17 protein-coding genes and 1 pseudogene are annotated in these 17483 nt (G+C 74.3%); 9 read left to right on the forward strand and 9 right to left on the reverse strand.

Annotated features, from left to right (window positions below):
- The first annotated feature begins 15 nt into the window (after positions 1 to 15).
- Positions 16 to 1011, forward strand: coding sequence for a hypothetical protein (locus C2142_RS23760; RefSeq protein WP_148644507.1), 996 nt, complete (start codon positions 16 to 18; stop codon positions 1009 to 1011).
- Positions 1012 to 1017: 6 nt separating this feature from the next.
- Here C2142_RS23760 and C2142_RS23765 read toward each other — a convergent pair whose 3' ends face one another.
- Positions 1018 to 1455: a gamma-glutamylcyclotransferase gene (locus C2142_RS23765; RefSeq protein WP_148644508.1), complete on the reverse strand. Its 438-nt coding sequence runs from the start codon at positions 1453 to 1455 to the stop codon at positions 1018 to 1020.
- Between the two features lie 78 nt (positions 1456 to 1533).
- On the opposite strand from C2142_RS23765, the gene C2142_RS23770 reads away from it, so the two are divergent.
- Entirely contained in the window at positions 1534 to 2988 is a 1455-nt protein-coding gene (locus C2142_RS23770; RefSeq protein WP_148644509.1) for an NAD(P)H-quinone dehydrogenase, read from the forward strand.
- Between the two features lie 200 nt (positions 2989 to 3188).
- Positions 3189 to 4178, forward strand: coding sequence for a DeoR/GlpR family DNA-binding transcription regulator (locus C2142_RS23775; protein WP_148644510.1), 990 nt, complete (start codon positions 3189 to 3191; stop codon positions 4176 to 4178).
- Positions 4179 to 4265: 87 nt separating this feature from the next.
- Here C2142_RS23775 and C2142_RS23780 read toward each other — a convergent pair whose 3' ends face one another.
- Together C2142_RS23780 and C2142_RS23785 are read right to left on the reverse strand one after the other, a co-directional pair.
- The gene (locus C2142_RS23780) at positions 4266 to 6041 is read right to left on the reverse strand and encodes a biotin carboxylase N-terminal domain-containing protein (RefSeq protein WP_148644511.1); all 1776 of its coding nucleotides are present in this window, start codon (positions 6039 to 6041) and stop codon (positions 4266 to 4268) included.
- 220 nt (positions 6042 to 6261) lie between these two features.
- Complete coding sequence (locus C2142_RS23785) at positions 6262 to 7017, reverse strand: hypothetical protein (RefSeq protein WP_148644512.1); 756 nt, start codon at positions 7015 to 7017, stop codon at positions 6262 to 6264.
- 122 nt (positions 7018 to 7139) lie between these two features.
- On the opposite strand from C2142_RS23785, the gene C2142_RS23790 reads away from it, so the two are divergent.
- Complete coding sequence (locus C2142_RS23790) at positions 7140 to 7886, forward strand: hypothetical protein (protein ID WP_148644513.1); 747 nt, start codon at positions 7140 to 7142, stop codon at positions 7884 to 7886.
- 1 nt (position 7887) lies between these two features.
- On the opposite strand, the gene C2142_RS23795 is transcribed toward C2142_RS23790, so the two are convergent.
- The 4 genes from C2142_RS23795 to C2142_RS23805 form a co-directional block, all read right to left on the reverse strand.
- Positions 7888 to 8487: a nucleoside triphosphate pyrophosphatase gene (locus tag C2142_RS23795; protein ID WP_148644514.1), complete on the reverse strand. Its 600-nt coding sequence runs from the start codon at positions 8485 to 8487 to the stop codon at positions 7888 to 7890.
- Between the two features lie 34 nt (positions 8488 to 8521).
- Entirely contained in the window at positions 8522 to 8647 is a 126-nt protein-coding gene (locus tag C2142_RS41690; RefSeq protein ID WP_277347269.1) for a hypothetical protein, read from the reverse strand.
- A gap of 149 nt (positions 8648 to 8796) precedes the next feature.
- Positions 8797 to 9015: an acyl-CoA carboxylase subunit epsilon gene (locus C2142_RS23800; RefSeq protein WP_148644515.1), complete on the reverse strand. Its 219-nt coding sequence runs from the start codon at positions 9013 to 9015 to the stop codon at positions 8797 to 8799.
- 42 nt (positions 9016 to 9057) lie between these two features.
- Entirely contained in the window at positions 9058 to 10650 is a 1593-nt protein-coding gene (locus C2142_RS23805) for an acyl-CoA carboxylase subunit beta (RefSeq protein ID WP_148644516.1), read from the reverse strand.
- A 249-nt stretch (positions 10651 to 10899) separates the two neighbouring features.
- Between C2142_RS23805 and C2142_RS23810 the strand changes: the two genes are divergently transcribed.
- The 4 genes and pseudogenes from C2142_RS23810 to C2142_RS23825 all read left to right on the forward strand — a co-directional run bounded on the left by C2142_RS23810 (position 10900) and on the right by C2142_RS23825 (position 15750).
- On the forward strand, positions 10900 to 11790 hold the full coding sequence (locus C2142_RS23810) for a biotin--[acetyl-CoA-carboxylase] ligase (RefSeq protein WP_148644517.1): 891 nt from the start codon (positions 10900 to 10902) through the stop codon (positions 11788 to 11790).
- A gap of 167 nt (positions 11791 to 11957) precedes the next feature.
- Positions 11958 to 13082 carry an adenylate/guanylate cyclase domain-containing protein gene (locus C2142_RS23815; RefSeq protein WP_241002744.1) on the forward strand — a complete coding sequence of 375 codons (1125 nt, stop codon included), beginning with the start codon at positions 11958 to 11960 and terminating at the stop codon, positions 13080 to 13082.
- Between the two features lie 430 nt (positions 13083 to 13512).
- Positions 13513 to 14538, forward strand: a pseudogene (locus tag C2142_RS40320) (sensor domain-containing diguanylate cyclase); the annotation flags it as partial.
- Between the two features lie 873 nt (positions 14539 to 15411).
- The gene (locus C2142_RS23825) at positions 15412 to 15750 is read left to right on the forward strand and encodes a hypothetical protein (RefSeq protein ID WP_148644519.1); all 339 of its coding nucleotides are present in this window, start codon (positions 15412 to 15414) and stop codon (positions 15748 to 15750) included.
- A 50-nt stretch (positions 15751 to 15800) separates the two neighbouring features.
- Here the strand turns inward: C2142_RS23825 and C2142_RS23830 are convergent, their stop codons facing one another.
- Together C2142_RS23830 and C2142_RS23835 are read right to left on the reverse strand one after the other, a co-directional pair.
- Entirely contained in the window at positions 15801 to 16397 is a 597-nt protein-coding gene (locus C2142_RS23830; protein WP_148644520.1) for a TetR/AcrR family transcriptional regulator, read from the reverse strand.
- A gap of 92 nt (positions 16398 to 16489) precedes the next feature.
- Positions 16490 to 17056, reverse strand: coding sequence for an alpha/beta hydrolase (locus tag C2142_RS23835; protein WP_148644521.1), 567 nt, complete (start codon positions 17054 to 17056; stop codon positions 16490 to 16492).
- Between C2142_RS23835 and C2142_RS23840 the strand changes: the two genes are divergently transcribed.
- Positions 17009 to 17401 (forward strand): helix-turn-helix domain-containing protein, encoded by a 393-nt coding sequence (locus C2142_RS23840; protein ID WP_346766391.1) that lies wholly within the window; start codon positions 17009 to 17011, stop codon positions 17399 to 17401. The genes C2142_RS23835 and C2142_RS23840 overlap by 48 nt on opposite strands.
- Positions 17402 to 17483: the final 82 nt, after the last annotated feature.

The following is a 17483-nucleotide window of genomic DNA, read 5'->3' on the forward strand; positions in this document are numbered from 1 at the left end:
GTAAGTTCTCGGCCCATGGAGACTCTGCCCGGGAAGAGAGCGGGTTCCCGCCGCGCGGTCGTGCTGCCGATGGCGGTGCTGCTGGTGCTGGCGGCGCTGGCCGTCGGGCTGACGGTCGCGGCCCGCGGCTCCGCCGGGCGGCCGGGAGCGGCGGCCACGGCCGGCCCGGCGGGCCCGACCGGCCCGCTGGCGGTGGACCTGGCGGCCCGGGTGGACGCGTACACCGCCGGCTTCGCCGCGGGCACCCCGTACACGGTCCCGGACGCGGTGCAGCGCCGGGCCGTCGCGGACGGCGTGGTGGCGGCGCTCGACGGGCGGCCCGAGCAGGCCGGGCAGGCGCTCGCGCCGGTGGGCTACCGGCTGAGCGAGTTCACCGAGGCGGGCAGCGGGCGCCGGGTGGCCGAGATCGCCGAGGACGGCCCGGCGGACCGGCGCGGCTGGGGCCGGGTCTACCTCGACCTCTCGGCGAAGGACTACTGGTCGGTGCAGGTGCCGCACCCCGTCTCCGACAGCCGCACCGAAATGCTCGGGGTGGACCTCTTCCGGGCCGCGCCCGGCGGGGTGCTGGTGCTCGCCGGGGCGCACCGCAGGGCGGGCGCGGACGGCTCGTCCGATCCGGCCCACCGCAGCGACACGGTGTTCGCCGCCGTGATCGAGGCGCTCACCGCGCGCGGGCTGCCCGGCATCCAGGTGCACGGCTTCGACGAGGGCAGCCTGCCCGGGCAGGACACGGTGGTCTCCAGTGGCGCGGGCCAGGCCGGCCCGGCCGCCGAGCTGACCGCGGCCGGGCTCGGGCGGGCCGGGTTCGCGGTCTGCCGGGCGTGGCAGGAGAAGTGCGGGCAGCTGGAGGGCACCACCAACGTCGAGGGCCGGTTCGCGGCGGGCCTCGCGGTGCCGTGGCTGCACGTCGAGCTGGCCAACGCGCTGCGCACCGAGCCGGCCCGGCGGGCCGCGGTGGCGGCGGCCCTGGCCGCCACCGCCGTCTCCTGGCGTGGCCCGGCTACGCCCTGACGCGCCTCAGCAGGGGCGGCGGCGCAGGTCCAGGACGTAGTCGTGCGGTGCGCCGGCGCTCTCCGCGGCGTCCGCGACCAGCCCGAGGTAACGGGCGGCGGGCAGGCCGCCCTCGTAGTCGTTGAGCACGTACGTCCAGACCGGGATGTCGCCGTCCAGGGTGTGCGCGCGCAGCTTGATCTTGCGGTAGATGCCGAGCTGGACGCCCTCCCAGCGGTCGAGGCCCTCCTCGTCCATCGGCGCGACGTCGTACAGCGAGACGAAGACCTGGTCCTTCTCGTCCTCGACCACCGTCGCCAGCGAGCCCTCCCAGCCGAGCTGTTCGCCGCCGAAGGTGAGTCGCCAGCCGTCCAGCCACCCGCTGCCACGCAGGGGGGAGTGCGGCGCGCGGCGAGTCATCTGCCGGGCATCGAGGTTGGTGGCATACGCGGCGTAAAGGGGCATGGGGGGAAGCCTACGTTCACGGGGCGATTGCACAGAAGCCCCGACCCCGGCGTGGCAGTGCTCCCGGCGTACGGGACAATGGTGAGCGTGACTCGGATCGTGATCATCGGTGGCGGACCCGGCGGCTACGAGGCGGCGCTCGTCGCCGCTCAGCTCGGCGCGGAGGTGACCGTCGTCGACCGCGACGGTCTGGGCGGATCGGCGGTGCTCACGGACTGCGTGCCGTCGAAGACCCTGATCGCGACCGCGGAGGTGATGACGACCTTCGACAGCTCGTACGAGGAGCTGGGCATCATCGTCGCCGACGACACCCCGCCGCTGGAGCAGCAGGCCAGGGTGGTCGGCGTGGACCTGGGCAAGGTCAACCGACGGGTGAAGCGCCTCGCCATCGCGCAGTCGCACGACATCACCCAGTCGGTGACCCGCGCCGGCGTGACGGTGCTGCGCGGCCGGGGCCGGCTCGGCGCCGGCGGGCAGGCCGTGGACGGCTCCCGCGAGGTGCTGGTGGACGCGCCCGACGGCACCGTCCAGTCGCTGCGCGCCGACGCGGTGCTCATCGCCACCGGCGCCCACCCGCGCGAGCTGCCGGACGCCCAGCCGGACGGCGAGCGGATCCTGACCTGGACCCAGGTGTACGACCTGGACGAGCTGCCGCGCGAGCTGATCGTGGTCGGCTCCGGCGTCACCGGCGCCGAGTTCGCCGGCGCCTACCAGGCGATCGGCTCCAAGGTCACCCTGGTCTCCAGCCGTGACCGGGTGCTGCCGGGCGAGGACCCGGACGCCGCCGAGGTGCTGGAGGAGGTCTTCCGCCGCCGCGGCATGAACGTGATGAGCCGCTCCCGCGCCGAGGGCGCCAAGCGCGTGGGCGACCACGTCGAGGTGACCCTCTCCGACGGCACGGTGATCAAGGGCACGCACTGCCTGATGGCGGTCGGCTCGATCCCCAACACCGCGGACATGGGCCTGGAGGAGGCCGGGGTCAAGCTCAACGACTGGGGCCAGATCCAGGTCGACCGGGTCTCCCGCACCAGCGCCCCCGGCGTGTACGCGGCCGGCGACTGCACCGGTGTCTTCATGCTCGCCTCGGTGGCGGCCATGCAGGGCCGGATCGCGATGTACCACGCGCTCGGCGACGCGGTGCAGCCGCTGAACCTGAAGACCGTGGCCTCCAACGTCTTCACCGACCCGGAGATCGCGACCGTCGGCTACACCGCCGCCGACGTGAAGTGCGGCAAGATGGACGCGGTCGAGGTCAAGCTTCCGCTGCGCGGCAACCCGCGGGCCAAGATGCAGGGCATCCGGGACGGCTTCGTGAAGCTGTTCTGCCGCCCGGGCACCGGCATCGTGGTCGGCGGTGTGGTGGTCGCCCCGCGCGCCAGCGAACTGATCCACCCGATCTCGCTCGCGGTGGACGCCAATCTGACGGTCGAACAGGTGGCCAGCGCCTTCACCGTCTACCCGTCGGTCTCCGGCTCGACCGCCGAGGCCGCCCGCCAGCTCCACATCAGGAAGCGGGCCGAGGGCGAAAACTGAGCACCCGACGCGAAGTTGAGGGCGGCTGCCGGCAGGCGGCCGCCCTTCGCGCATGCAGGGGTTTCACCCGGACGGCGGGCGCAGTTCCGGTTTGCTGACGGCGCGTATTGTACGGTCACGCGCCGCTCGTGCGTGAGCAATTCCGGCTACCAGCTGCAAACGCCTGAAAGCAGACGGTCACGCAGGTTACCGTCGGTTCTGTGTTTGCAGCAGAACGTCGCCAGTTGATCCTCGAAATGGTGCGCGCCAACGGAGCCGTGTCGCTCCGCGAACTGGCCCGCGTCGTCCAGACCTCCGAAGTGACCGTGCGCCGAGACGTACGGGCGCTGGAGGCAGAAGGGCTCCTCGACCGCCGGCACGGCGGCGCGGTGCTCCCCGGCGGCTTCAGCCGCGAACCCGGCTACCCGCAGAAGACCCACCTCTCCGCGGCCGAGAAGAGCGCCATCGCCGATCTCGCCGCGGGCCTGGTGGAGGAGGGTGACGCCGTGGTGGTCGGCGCCGGTACCACCACCCAGGAGCTGGCCCGCAGACTGGCCCGGGTGCCCGGGCTGACGGTGGTCACCAACTCGTTGCTGGTCGCCCAGGCGCTGGCGCACGCCAACCGGGTGGAGGTGGTGATGACCGGCGGGACCCTGCGGGGCTCCAACTACGCCCTGGTGGGCAGCGGGGCCGAGCAGTCGCTGCACGGGCTGCGGGTCTCCAAGGCGTTCATCTCCGGCAGCGGGCTGACGGCCGAACGCGGCCTGTCGACCACGAACATGCTCTCCGCGAGCGTGGACCGGGCTCTGGTGCAGTCGGCCGCCGAGGTCATCGTCCTCGCCGACCACACCAAGCTCGGCGCGGACACCATGTTCCAGACCGTGCCGACCGAGACCATCACCCGGCTGGTCACGGACGAGCACGCCACCTCCGACGACGCCACCGCGCGCGAGCTGGACGCGCTCGCCGACTGCGGCGTGCAGATCGACCTCGCGCCGCTCGGCGCCGCCCCCGCCGGGGACGCCCCGGTGCACGGCACCGGCAGCGGGCCGGTCCACCAGACCCAGCCCGGCCCGATGGTCCGCCGGGCCGCCCCGCCGCCCGGGGGCGCGCCGCTGCCCGGCCAGCGCCGCCCGGGCGCGCACGGCGGTCCCGCGGGCGGCGGGGCGGCCCGGCTCGCCGAGCTGGGCGCCATCCCGCGCGTGCGGTAGCCGGCCCGCCGCAGCGGCCCCGGGCCGGAAACGGAACCGGTCCGCACACCACGTGGGTGTACGGACCGGTCCGGTGGACGGACTGCGTCAGTCCTTGATCTCGCAGAGCGCGGCGCCGCTGGAGACGCTCGCGCCGACCTCGGCCTTGAGGCCGACGATGGTGCCGGCCTTGTGGGCGTTGAGGGGCTGCTCCATCTTCATCGCCTCCAGGACGACGATCAGCTCGCCCTCGGCGACGACCTGGCCCTCCTCGACGGCGACCTTGACGATGGTGCCCTGCATCGGCGAGGCGAGGGTGTCACCGCTGACCGCGGAGCCGGCCTTCTTGGCACCGACCCGGCGCTTGGCCTTGGCCGCGCCGGTCGCACCCGCCGCCGGAGCGGCGGAGACGCCGAGCGAGGACGGGAGCGAGACCTCGATCCGCTTGCCGCCGACCTCGACCACGACGGTCTCGCGGCCCTCGGCCTCCTCGCCCTCGACCGCGCCGCCCGCGAACGCGGGGATGGTGTTGTCGAACTCGGTCTCGATCCAGCGGGTGAAGACCTTGAACGGCCCGTCGCCGCCGTGCACCTCCGGCGCGAACGCCGGGTCGGTGACGACCGCCTGGTGGAACGGGATGGCGGTGGCCATGCCCTCCACCTTGAACTCCGACAGCGCGCGGGCGGCGCGCTGCAGGGCCTGCCGGCGGGTGGCGCCGGTGACGATCAGCTTGGCGAGCAGCGAGTCCCAGGCCGGGCCGATGACCGAGCCGGTCTCGACGCCGGCGTCCAGGCGCACACCGGGGCCGGACGGCGGGGCGAACAGCGTGACGGTGCCCGGGGCGGGCAGGAAGCCGCGGCCCGGGTCCTCGCCGTTGATGCGGAACTCGATCGAGTGGCCGCGCACCGGCGGGTCGTCGTAGCCGAGCTCCTCGCCGTCGGCGATCCGGAACATCTCGCGGACCAGGTCGATGCCGGTGACCTCCTCGGAGACCGGGTGCTCGACCTGCAGGCGGGTGTTGACCTCCAGGAAGGAGATCAGGCCGTCCTGGGAGACCAGGAACTCGCAGGTCCCGGCGCCGACGTAGCCGGCCTCGCGCAGGATGGCCTTGGACGCCCGGTACAGCTCGGCGTTCTGCTCGGCGGTGAGGAACGGCGCGGGGGCCTCCTCGACCAGCTTCTGGTGGCGGCGCTGGAGCGAGCAGTCGCGGGTGGAGACGACGACCACGTTGCCGTGCCGGTCGGCCAGGCACTGGGTCTCCACGTGCCGCGGCTTGTCGAGGTACTGCTCGACGAAGCACTCGCCGCGGCCGAAGGCGGCGACCGCCTCGCGGACCGCCGACTCGTACAGCTCGGGGATCTCCTCCAGGGTGCGGGCGACCTTGAGGCCGCGGCCGCCGCCGCCGAAGGCCGCCTTGATGGCGACCGGCAGGCCGTGCTCGGTGGCGAAGGCGACGACCTCGTCCGCGCCGGAGACCGGGTCGGCGGTGCCGGCGACCAGCGGGGCGCCGGCGCGCTGGGCGACGTGGCGGGCGGTGACCTTGTCACCGAGGTCGCGGATGGCCTGCGGGGGCGGGCCGATCCAGGTCAGGCCGGCGTCGATGACGGCCTGGGCGAAGTCGGCGTTCTCCGACAGGAAGCCGTAGCCGGGGTGGACGGCGTCGGCGCCGGAGTCGGCGGCGGCCTTGAGGACCTTCGCGATGTCGAGGTAGCTGGTGCCGGGGGTGTCGCCGCCCAGCGCGTAAGCCTCGTCGGCCGCGCGGACGTGCAGCGCATCCCGGTCCGGCTCGGCGTAGACGGCGACGCTGGCGATGCCGGCATCCGAGCAGGCCCGGGCGACGCGGACGGCGATTTCTCCGCGGTTGGCGATGAGCACCTTGCGCACTGTGGCTCCCTTCTTGAACCTGATCGAGTCTATGGATTTCTCGGTAGTACCGGCGAGTAGCCCAAGGTTGTGAACTATCCCACACGGAGGGTGATGCGTCCGGCGGACCGCGCTGCGGGCCGTCCGGGGTAATCCCAGGTGGCGGCGGGTGCCGCCACCGCGGGCCGGCCCGTACGGGCGGTGACCCGGAGGTACGGCGACGCGGTGGCCTTGGCCACACTCACGGGGCGGGGGCCGCTTCGGGCCTCCGTTCGAGTGCCTGCGAGGTCACGTCGGCGACCAGCTCGACCACGTCGGGGCCGTACGCCCCCGGGTTGACGACCTTGAGGACGAGGGCGAACGTGCCGTCCGCGCCGTACCGCCGGGCGAGCTTACGGTGGTGGGCGACGAGGTGACGCACGGCGGCGTGGTTGGAGACGGCGGTCTGCCCGGCGATCAGGAAGGCCGGCCGGCTGCCCGGCGTCGGGTGCAGCCGGGCCAGCAGCACGAACGCCTGCCCGCCCGAGGGTGCCGACTCGTGCTCGTACCGGTACGCCTCGCCGCCCACCGTCAGGGTCAGTACCGGGACGCTGCCGGACATGTCGCCGGTGAAGGCGACCCCGGGCAGCCAGGACGTCAGGTGCGCCGCCGTCCGGTCGTTGCTGGTCGGCCCGCCGAGGCAGAACTCGGCCTTGTGGCCGAGCCCCTGGCGGACGTCGTCGTGGGCGACCAGGTCGGCCAGGGCGCCGCACTCCTTGACCAGGGCGGCCAGTTCCATCAGCGCGAAGACGTCGTTGCGCGAGACGCTCCTGCCGCTGGACGAGGAGGCGTGCCGGTTCACCACCAGCAGGCACTCGGTCCCGGCCGGCAGGCCGAGGAACGAGCGGACGCGCTCCAGCCGCCGTCTTCGGCGCACCGTCTGCCCGAGCCAGCCGAGTCCGGCGCTGATCGCACTGGCCACCAGGCCCAGCAGCACGTTGAGCAGACTGTCGGTCATTGCGGCGTTTCCTCCCCCCGTGAACGAACGGCGGCCAGCCTAGCCGGGGGATCCCGTCGGGAACATTGACGGTCTCCACAGGTGCTCCTAGCGTGCATCAAGTGATGTTCACAACGGGGAAGTTGTCCAGGGCGGCAACGGCGGTCTGCCTGGTCGCCCTGGCGGGTTGTGCCAGTTCGGGCAACGGAACGGCCAAACCGGCACCGGGGGCGGCCAGTTCGGCGGCGGCCCCGGCGCGTACCCACGGGTGCCTGAGCGAGGAGCAGGCCCGGGCCGGCAGCATCGACCTGCCGGCCACGTCGGGCATCCGCCCGGCGTACTTCCAGCAGGCGGACGGCGGGCCGGCCAAGGTCGCGGTGGTGTTCTCGCACCAGCGGGACGGCTCGCTCTGCGACTGGGTGCCCTACCTGCCGGCGTTCACCCGGGCGGGGTACGCCGTGCTGGCGTCCGACGTCCCGGGCAGCCCGGCGGACGACCTGCCCGCCGCGGTGAAATGGCTGGGGGACAAGGGCGTGACCGAGGTCGTCCTGGTCGGCGCCTCCAAGGGCGGCACCGGCTCGCTGGTGGCCGCCGCGGTGCCCGGCCCGCTGCCGGTCGCGGCCGTGGTCTCGCTCAGCGGCCCCGCGCAGTACAGCGGGGACAACGCCGCGAAGGCGGTGCGGACCTCCCGGGTGCCGGAGCTCTTCGCGGCCGAGGAGGACGACACGCCGTTCAGCCAGGACGCCAAGGACCTGCACGCCGCCGCGGTGGCCCCGGGCAAGGCGCTGAAGCTCTACCCGGGCGGCAACCACGGTGCGGACCTGCTCAGGGACGGCGCGCTGCCGGACGTGCTGGCCTTCCTGGCGCAGCACGCCCCGGCGGCCGGGTGAGTCAGGCCCAGAGGTCGGTGATGCGGACGCCGAGGGCGGCGAGGAGGCTGCGCAGCAGCGGCAGCGAGAGGCCGATGACGTTGCCCGGGTCGCCGTCGATGCCCTCGACGAACGGCGCCGAGCGGCCGTCCAGGGTGAACGCGCCCGCCACGTGCAGCGGTTCGCCGGAGGCGATGTAGGCGGCGACCTCGGCGTCGTCCGGGGTGCCGAAGCGGACGGTGGTGGAGGCGGTGGCCGAGGACTGCTCGCCGGTGACGGTGTCGATCACGCAGTGCCCGGTGCGCAGGACGCCGGAACGGCCGCGCATCGACTGCCAGCGGGCCAGCGCCTCGGCGGCGTCGGCGGGCTTGCCGAGCGCCAGGCCGTCCAGCTCCAGCACCGAGTCGCAGCCGATCACCAGTTCGCCGCCGGTCAGTTCGGCGGCGACCGCCTTGGCCTTGGCCTCGGCCAGGACGAGCGCGAGCTCGCCGGGGGTGGCGGCGGTGATCGCGTCCTCGTCGACGCCGCTGACCACCACGCGCGGGTCGAGGCCCGCCTGGCGCAGCAGCCCGAGGCGGGCGGGGGAGGCGGAGGCGAGGACGAGGGCGCGGCGGTCGGTCATGCCCACCAGGGTAGGGGGTGGCCCGCGCGCCCGTTCAGAGCATCAGCAGAACGGCCATCACGAGGGCGAGGGCGGCGAGCACGGGGCCGGCGCGGCGCAGTTTCTCCTGCATCCGGCGGGCCTCCGGGGAGGGCTCGTCGCGTGGGTCTGACCAGAGCACGCCTCCAGGGTGCTCCGGGGGGCGGCGGTGACGCCTGAGTATCCGTACTCAGCTTTCGGGGCAATCCGGGCGCGTGCCGCGGCGCGCGTGCGCGGAGTGGGAAGTCGGACGGGCCGACTTCCCACTCCGCGCACGGCGGCGGGCCGGTGCTAGCCGGCCCAGCCCGAGGTGCGCCAGACGTTGACGCCGGGGCGCGGGGTGCCGCGCAGCCGGCGGGCACGGTCGTTCCAGGGGGAGTCCGGGCCGCCACCGGCGCGGGCCGCCTCGGCGGCGGCCTGTGCGGCGGCGGCCCGGGACTGGACCACCGCCAGGACGGTGGCGAGCTCCTCGGGGGTCGGCTGCCCGTGCAGCACGTGGATCGGGGCCATGGCTCAATCCTCTCGTGACGGCCGCTGGTGGGGGAGGGCCGGTTACAGGGGGATGTTGCCGTGCTTCTTCGGCGGCAGCACCTCACGCTTGCCCCGCAGCGCCCTCAGGCCGCGGACGATGTGCCGGCGGGTCTCGCTCGGGGCGATGACCGCGTCCACGTACCCGCGCTCGGCGGCCAGGTACGGGTTGAGCAGGGTGTCCTCGTACTCGGCGACCAGCTCGGCCCGGCGGGCGTCGACGTCCTCGCCGGCCGCGGCGGCCTCGGCCAGCTCGCGGCGGTAGACGATGTTGGCCGCGCCCTGCGCGCCCATCACCGCGATCTGCGCGGTCGGCCAGGCCAGGTTGAGGTCGGCGCCCAGGTGCTTGGAGCCCATGACGTCGTACGCGCCGCCGAAGGCCTTGCGGGTGATCACGGTGATCAGCGGGACGGTCGCCTCGGCGTACGCGTAGATCAGCTTGGCGCCGCGGCGGATGATGCCGTCCCACTCCTGCTCGGTGCCGGGCAGGAAGCCCGGCACGTCCACGAAGGTCAGCACCGGGATGTTGAACGAGTCGCAGGTCCGGATGAACCGGGCGGCCTTCTCGCTGGCGGCGATGTCCAGGCAGCCGGCCAGGTCCATCGGCTGGTTGCCGACGATGCCGACCGGGTGGCCCTCCACCCGGCCGAAGCCGGTGATGACGTTGCCGGCGTACAGCGGCTGGGTCTCCAGGAACTCGCCGTCGTCGAGGACGTGCTCGATCACCTTGTGCATGTCGTACGGCTGGTTCGCCGAGTCCGGCACGATGGTGTCGAGTTCGAGGTCCTCGTCGGTGACCGTGAGGTCCGCCTCCTCCGGGAAGGACGGCGGGTCGGAGAGGTTGTTGGAGGGCAGGTACGAGAGCAGGCTCTTGACGTACTCGACCGCCTCCTTCTCGTCCGTGGCCAGGTAGTGCGCGTTGCCGGACTTGGTGTTGTGGGTGCGCGCGCCGCCCAGCTCCTCCATGCCGACGTCCTCGCCGGTGACGGTCTTGATCACGTCCGGTCCGGTGATGAACATGTGCGAGGTCTGGTCGGCCATCACCACGAAGTCGGTGATCGCGGGGGAGTAGACCGCGCCGCCCGCGCAGGGGCCCATGATCAGCGAGATCTGCGGGATCACCCCGGAGGCGTGCACGTTGCGGCGGAAGATCTCGCCGTACAGGCCGAGCGAGACCACGCCCTCCTGGATCCGGGCGCCGCCGGAGTCGTTGATGCCGATGACCGGGCAGCCGGTCTTCAGCGCGAAGTCCATCACCTTGACGATCTTCTCGCCGAAGACCTCGCCGAGGGAGCCGCCGAAGACGGTGAAGTCCTGCGCGAAGACGGCCACCTGACGGCCGTCCACGGTGCCGTAGCCGGTGACCACGCCGTCGCCGTAGGGGCGGTTCCGCTCCTGGCCGAAGTTGGTCGAGCGGTGCCGGGCGAACTCGTCGAACTCCACGAAGGAGCCCTCGTCCAGCAGCTCGACCACGCGCTCGCGGGCCGTCAGCTTGCCCTTGGCGTGCTGCTTCTCCACGGCCTTGGCGGAGCCGGAGTGCACCGCCTCGTCGATCCTGCGCCGCAGGTCGGCGAGCTTGCCGGCGGTGGTGTGGGGGTCGTACGGCGCCTCGGTCACTTGGTGGCTCTCCCTGATCCATGGGCCGCCTGCCAGGTACCGCGCGGGCCAGGATGGGGGCCCGCGCACGAGGGCAGGGCGGCGCAACGAACTACCGTTGAGTAGCGTAGCCAGCGCACGGGGCCGGACGTAATGTCCAGCCGTTATGGCCAGCGACACAGTGTGTTAACGCGCGTTCTGCGGGACGATATGGCGGCCTACGGCTCCCGCCGGGCGCGAACCGCCGGACGACGCCATAGTCTCGTGGCCATGACCTCAGAGACCCCCCGTCGCAGTGGACTGCGCGGCTTCGGCCACGCCGGGCCCTCGCCCTGGACCGACCTGGACCGGCCGCCGCTGGACGCCGAGGCCCTGCGCCGCGACCTGGTGATCCCGGGCGGGCTCTGGACCTCGCTGGACGTCGTCACCGAGACCGGCTCCACCAACAGCGACCTGGCCGCGCGCGCCAGGGAGGGCGCGCCGCAGGGCGCCGTGCTGGTCGCCGAGGCGCAGAGCGCCGGGCGCGGGCGGCTGGAGCGGCAGTGGACGGCGCCGGCCCGCTCCGGGCTCTTCCTCTCCGTCCTGCTTCGCCCGGACGAGGTACCCGTCGAGAGGTACGGCTGGTTGCCGATCCTGGTCGGCGTCGCCGCGGCCAGCACGCTGAGCCGGGTCGCCGAGGTCGAGGTGGGCCTGAAGTGGCCCAACGACCTCCAGGTCGTGATCGGCGGTGCGGAGCGCAAGCTCGGCGGCATCCTCACGGAGCTCGGCGGCGGCGCGGTGGTCGCGGGCCTGGGCGTCAACGTGTCGCTGCGGGAGGCCGAGCTGCCCGTCCCCGCCGCCGCCTCGCTGGCCCTGGCCGGCGCGGCCGTCACCGACCGGGCCATCCTGCTGCGCGCCCTGCTGCGCGAGTTCGCCGGCCTCTACGCGGAGTGGACGGCCGCCGCCGGCGACCCGCACGCCAGCGGCCTGCTGCGTGCGTACGCGGACCGCTGCACCACCCTCGGCCGGGAGGTCAGGGTCCACCTGCCCGGGGACCGCGAGCTGCTCGGCGAGGCGGTGGCGGTCGACGGCGACGGCCGGCTGGTGGTCCGCACCCCCGACGGCGCCCGGCAGGCGGTCGGCGCGGGAGACGTCGTGCACGTGCGCCCCGAGCCACGCTGAGCGGCACTCTTCACCTCCCCTTGACCCGGGCGGATGCCCCGGATCGCGGGATTCCGTGCGAACATTCCACCTGGCAGCAGTGTGAGGCGCGCCACTGCCCCGGGTGGCGGGCGCGCCCGGGCAGGCAGGACACGAGGCAAGTGCGGCAACCGCACGGGGACGGACCGGTGGCAGAGGACGGCAGCAGCGGCGGAACGGCGGGCAACCACGACCAGACGGTCGCGCTCGACCTGGAACGCCTGATCCTGGACGCGCCGCGCCGCTACACCCCGTACCAGGCCGCGCGCGCCGCCGACGTCCCGATGGAGCTCGCCACCCGCTTCTGGCGGGCGATGGGCTTCCCGGACATCGGGCAGTCCAGGGCGCTGACCGACGGCGACGTGATCGCACTGCGCCGGCTGGCCGGGCTGGTGGAGTCGGGCCTGCTCAGCGAGTCGATGGCGATCCAGGTGGCGCGGTCCACCGGGCAGACCACCGCCCGGCTGGCCGGCTGGCAGATGGACACCTTCCTGGAGAACCTCACCCAGTCCGTCGAACCCGGTCTGACCCGCGCCGAGGTCGCGTACCCGCTGGTCGAGCTGCTGCTCCCGGAGCTGGAGCAGTTCCTGGTCTACGTCTGGCGCCGGCAGCTGGCCGCCGTCACAGGCCGGGTGGTGCAGGCCGCCGAGGACACCGAGATCACCAGCGGCCGCCTCGCCGTCGGCTTCGCCGACCTGGTCGGCTTCACCCGGCTCTCCCGCCGGCTGGAGGAGGAGGAGCTCGGCGAGCTGGTCGAGACCTTCGAGAACACCTGCTCCGACCTGATCGCCGGCCAGGGCGGCCGGGTGATCAAGACCCTGGGCGACGAGATCCTCTACGTCTCCGAGGACCCGGTCACCGCGGCCGAGATCGCGCTCTCCCTGATCGAGGCGCTGGCCGAGGACGACTCCATCCCCGCGCTGCGGGTCGGCATGGCCTTCGGGACCGTGACCTCGCGGATGGGCGACGTCTTCGGCACCACCGTCAACCTGGCCAGCCGGCTCACCTCGATCGCCCCCAAGGACGCGGTACTGATCGACGGCGACTTCGCCGTCGCGCTGGAGCAGAACGGCAGCGTCGCCCCGGCCGACGCGGACGGGCCGGGCCTCGCCGACGCGCTGTCGGCCGCCGCCGGAATGCCCGCCTCCGGGCTGCCGGTCCCGGGGCCGGACGCCGGGCACCGGTTCAACCTCCAGCCGATGTGGCGCCGCCCGGTGCGCGGGCTCGGGCTGGTCGAGCCGTGGCTGCTGTCGCGGCGGCGTCGTCCGGAGTAGTCGGCGGCCGGGGTGTGACCGCGGCGCGTCGGACCGGGGCACGGCTCCGGCGGCCGGCCCGGAGTGTGACTCCGGTGCGTCGGCCCGGGGTGTGACCGCGGCGCGTCGGAACGGAGCGCACTGCGGCGTGTCGGCCGGGGTGGCCGAACGGTTGAACCCTGTACGGCTGCGCGGACCCTTCCCGGCAAACGGGGCATAACCGAACGAAACCGCCATAGTCTTGGTGCAAGCGGCCGGACGGGTAGGGCTTCCCGGCGGGCGCGGGCCCCGGCGGCGTGCCGCGGGGCGGGGCAGCACCGAGCACAGGGAGCGAGGCGAGCCGGTGAGCAGTGAGGCGATCGTGACGGACCGCGGCTGCGACAGCGACCGGCCGCAGCAGCCGGCCGCCCCTGACCTGCGGCTGAAGTCCGTGGTCGAGCTCGCGCAGGACATGGCGGGCGCCCTCACCCCGCTGGAGGCCGTCCGGGCGGCCGCCGCCCGAGCCACCGAGGCGCTCGGCGCCACCATGGCCGCCGTCTCGGTCTGGGACCGCGAGTCGGGCCGGCTGAGGGTCCTGGTCAACCACGGGGAGCTGGCGCCCGGGGAGGAGGAGCTGCCGGAGGACGAGTCCTACCCGGTGGCCGACTTCCCCGAGATCGTCACCTACCTGGAGGAGCGCTGGACCACCGGCCGCCTCCCGCGCGCGTGGCTGCAGAGCGCCGAGGACTCCGAACCGCACGCCGGGCACTCGCATCCCACGGCCGGCGCGTACTGCCAGGAGCGCGCCGCGGCGCTGCGCCGGCGCGGACGGGCCTGCTGCGTCGTCGCCCCGATCGTGCTGCACGGGCAGGCGTGGGGCGAGCTGTACCTGGCCCGGACCGTGGGCACCCCGGAGTTCACCGAGGCCGACGCCGACTACGCCACCCTGCTCGCCGCCCAGATCTCGGCCGGCCTCGCCCAGACCGAGCGCCTCGCCGACCTGCGCAAGCTCGCCTTCTCCGACCCGCTCACCGGCCTGGCCAACCGGCGTGCGGTGGACGCCCGGCTGGAGAGCGCGCTGGAGGCGCACAACCGGGACAACACGGTCGTCTCGTTGGTGGTCTGCGACGTCAACGGCCTCAAACGGGTCAACGACCAGCTCGGCCACGAGATGGGCGACCGGCTGCTGGAACGCTTCGCCCACCAGCTGTCGCTGGCCGCCGCCAAGCTGCCCGGCAGCCTCGCCGCCCGGCTCGGCGGTGACGAGTTCTGCCTGCTGGTCGAAGGGCAGAAGGCCGACGAGGTGGTCGCCGTCGCCGAGGAGCTGTGCGCGCGGGCCCTCGCGCTCGCCGAGGGCGAGGGGGTCGCCTGCGGGGTCGCCTCCACCGGGGACTCGATCGGCCCGGTCACCACCGCCGACCGGCTCTTCCGGCTCGCCGACGCCGCCCAGTACCGGGCCAAGGCCGCCCGCTCCGCCCACCCGGTGGTCGCCGGACGCAGCCACGGGCCCGGCTTCTCGCCCGACCCGACCGTGCTGCTCGCCGACGCCGCCGACCCGCACCACCGGGCCGACGCCCGCGGCCGTGGCGCCGGCCGGGCCGGGGCCGGCGACCGGCGGCGGTTCCGCGGGGCCGCGCACAGTGCCGACCCGGGCCAGCTGCTCACCGCCGTGCTCGCCGCCCTCGACCAGCACGGCTCGGCCCGCTCCGTGCACCCCGCCGACACCATCGGCAAGCTGGCCGTCGTCGCGGAGACCTCGGCCCGGCTGCTGGACGCGGTCGGCTGGTGGGTCTCCTACGTGCCGCCCGGCTCGCAGCTGATGCGGACGGCGCAGCACGCCGTCTACCGGATGACCAGCGGCCCGAGCAGCACCCGGGCGGAGACCCAGCGGGCGCAGATCGAGGCCCCCGACGCCGTCTTCGACCTGCGGCACTACCCGATGACCCGGCGGGCCGTCCGCGGCGGCGCCTTCGCCCTGCGCGCCGGCGCCGCGGGCAACGACCCGGCCGAGGAGGCCATGCTGGTCGTCTCCGGCTACCGGGGCATGATCGGCGCCGGCGGCCAGAACGCGGCGGGCGGCTGGCTGGTCGAGCTCTTCGCCGACGACGCCACCCTCCCGCTGGGCCAGGCGGCCTGCGCCATGCGCGCCCTGGTCGCCGTCGCCCTGTCCGGCCCGGCCTCCCCGCCGCCGGGGTAGGCCCGTTCCCGATCCGTCGACCGGGGTGTACCGGGGCGGTCACGGTCCTGGGCGGAGGGTACCGGGGGGCCGGGCAGGCATGGGATGGTGTCCGCGGTCGGCGGGCCACGGGGGCCCGCCGGATTCGGGGGTCACACCATGCGTGCTCGTCTGACGAGCCTTGTCCTGTCCGCGATGCTCGCTTTCGGCGGCGCCGCACTCGCCACCGCACCGGCGGCCTCGGCCGCCCAGGCCGCGCCGCGCGCCGCCGCGGTGGGCACCGTCCTCCAGGGCACCGCCGTCCAGGGCGCCCCGGCCGCCGCGCCCGCCGCGGCTCCGGCCCCGGCCGCCGGGGTGGCGGCGGACCGGCACGACACCCAGCTGGCCGGGTCCAAGGACAAGTCGAAGAAAAAGAAGAAGAAGGGCTTCTTCGACAAGCTCATAGGAAAGCTCATCGGCGGGCTGGTGGCGGTGGTGCTGCTCGTCCTGCTCGTCGTGGTGGTCGTGGTGCTGGTCCGCCGCAGCCGCCGCTAGCCCGCGGGGCCGCCGCAGGCCCCCGGCCGGGTATCCGCGGCGGTCCGGTGTCAGGCCTTGAGCGCGCGCAGGACCGCCTCCACGACGCGGTCCGCGTACGCGTGGTCGAGCGGGCCCAGGCCGTGCAGCCAGCGGTAGTACATCGGGCCGTAGAGCAGTTCGACGGCGAGGTCGAGGTCGGCGTCGTCGGCGATCCGGCCGGCCGCACGGGCGGTGCGCAGGCGGTCGCGGGTGGCCTCCAACAGCGGGTCCATCAGGCGTTCGCGGTACTCGCGGAGCAGGGCGGGGTCGAGCAGGCACTCCGAGACCAGGCCGCGGCCGGTGTTGTCGAAGGCGGGGTCGGCGAGCTGGTCGGCGGTCGGCCGCAGGACGGCGCGCAGGTCGGCGGCGAGGTCGCCGGTGTCGGGGAGGGCGAGGCTGCCGGAGGCGTCCTCGTTGGCGGCCTGGAAGGCGTCGAAGACGACCGCGCCCTTGGAGGGCCACCAGCGGTAGATGGTCTGCTTGCCGACGCCGGCACGGGCGGCGATCGCCTCGATGGTGAGTCTGCCGAAGCCGACCTCGGCAACCAGTTCGGCGGCGGCGGTGAGGACGGCCTTGCGGGAGCGCTCGCTGCGGCGGGCCGGGTCGGGTGTGCTGCTGCGGGTCATGGCTCCATGATAGGGGCCTGGCGAAACGATACGTCTCGTCTTTCCTTGTCCGGGCACGGAGCGCCCCGACGCGCTCCGTGCCCGGCGGGGGCTCAGCCCTCCCGGAGCGCCGCGGTCAGCAGCTCGTGGAGCCCTGCGGCGAACGCCCGGGGGTGGGTCAGGTTGCCGTTGTGGCCGCCGGGGAGGCGGGCGAGGTCCGTGCCGAGCCGTCCGGCGAGCACCTCGGCGCAGCGGTAGCTGTAGACCGTCGGGTCGGTGGCCGCGCCGATCGCCGGCACCACCCGGGCCGGCCCGGCGGCGAGCGCGTCGGCCTGGCCGGGCCCGAAGGTGCTGCGGCGCACGGTGGTCAGGTCGTGGGCGAGGAAGGTGGTGAAGTCGGCCTCGCGCTCCGGTCCGAACGACTGCGGGCCTGCCCCGGGTTCGCGGTCCTGGTGGGCGGCGATCCCGGTGGCGGCCATGACCCCGTGCAGCGCCGCCCGCCAGCCGTCCCGGTGGAAGGTGTCCTGCATCCCGGCCAGTGCGGCGACGGCCCGGGCGCGCTCCTCCTCCGGCAGGAGGGCCGGGGCGGCGGGCTCGTGGGCGATCAGGGTGTGCAGCCGGCCGGGGTGGTCGTGGGCGAGCTGGAGCCCGACCAGGGCGCCGAAGCTGCAGCCGAGCATCAGGACAGTGCGGTCGGTGCGATCGCGGCGCGGACCGGCCTGCCGCAGAGTCAGGTGTCCACCGCGGTGGCCAGGCTGCGCGAAGCCGGGTCGATCGTCACCGAGGCCGACCCCCGGGATCGGCGGCGGCTGCTGGCCCGGCGCGCGCCGGAGGTCTCGGCCCGGCGGGTCGAGGTCGCGAACGCGACCGTGGACGACGCGCTCGTCCGCGCGCCCGGCACCGACGACCCGCAGGTGCTGGCGGAGGTGCTGGCGGCGCTGGGGCGGCGGCTGACCCCGGCCACGGTCCGCAGACTGCGTGCGGAGGCGGCCGGGGAGGCGGCTAGCCCCATCCTTCGCATGTAGCTGTTTCGGATGAACTGATGATGTGGCCGGTACCTCGGCGGGGGTGGGTCGTTGGGTAGGGCGTGTCGATATCTCGTTCGCG

The sequence above is a fragment of the Streptomyces sp. CB01881 genome (assembly GCF_002953255.1).
Lineage (GTDB): Bacteria > Actinomycetota > Actinomycetes > Streptomycetales > Streptomycetaceae > Kitasatospora.

What these genes read in the sequence shown, in the direction of transcription:
- C2142_RS23760 (WP_148644507.1), top strand. Translation starts at nt 16, where the DNA reads ATGGAGACTCTGCCCGGGAAGAGAGCGGGTTCCCGCCGCGCGGTCGTG.
- C2142_RS23765 (WP_148644508.1), bottom strand. Translation starts at nt 1,455, where the DNA reads ATGCCCCTTTACGCCGCGTATGCCACCAACCTCGATGCCCGGCAGATG.
- C2142_RS23770 (WP_148644509.1), top strand. Translation starts at nt 1,534, where the DNA reads ATGGTGAGCGTGACTCGGATCGTGATCATCGGTGGCGGACCCGGCGGC.
- C2142_RS23785 (WP_148644512.1), bottom strand. Translation starts at nt 7,017, where the DNA reads ATGACCGACAGTCTGCTCAACGTGCTGCTGGGCCTGGTGGCCAGTGCG.
- C2142_RS23795 (WP_148644514.1), bottom strand. Translation starts at nt 8,487, where the DNA reads ATGACCGACCGCCGCGCCCTCGTCCTCGCCTCCGCCTCCCCCGCCCGC.
- C2142_RS23800 (WP_148644515.1), bottom strand. Translation starts at nt 9,015, where the DNA reads ATGGCCCCGATCCACGTGCTGCACGGGCAGCCGACCCCCGAGGAGCTC.
- C2142_RS23810 (WP_148644517.1), top strand. Translation starts at nt 10,900, where the DNA reads ATGACCTCAGAGACCCCCCGTCGCAGTGGACTGCGCGGCTTCGGCCAC.
- C2142_RS23825 (WP_148644519.1), top strand. Translation starts at nt 15,412, where the DNA reads ATGCTCGCTTTCGGCGGCGCCGCACTCGCCACCGCACCGGCGGCCTCG.
- C2142_RS23830 (WP_148644520.1), bottom strand. Translation starts at nt 16,397, where the DNA reads ATGACCCGCAGCAGCACACCCGACCCGGCCCGCCGCAGCGAGCGCTCC.
- C2142_RS23835 (WP_148644521.1), bottom strand. Translation starts at nt 17,056, where the DNA reads ATGCTCGGCTGCAGCTTCGGCGCCCTGGTCGGGCTCCAGCTCGCCCAC.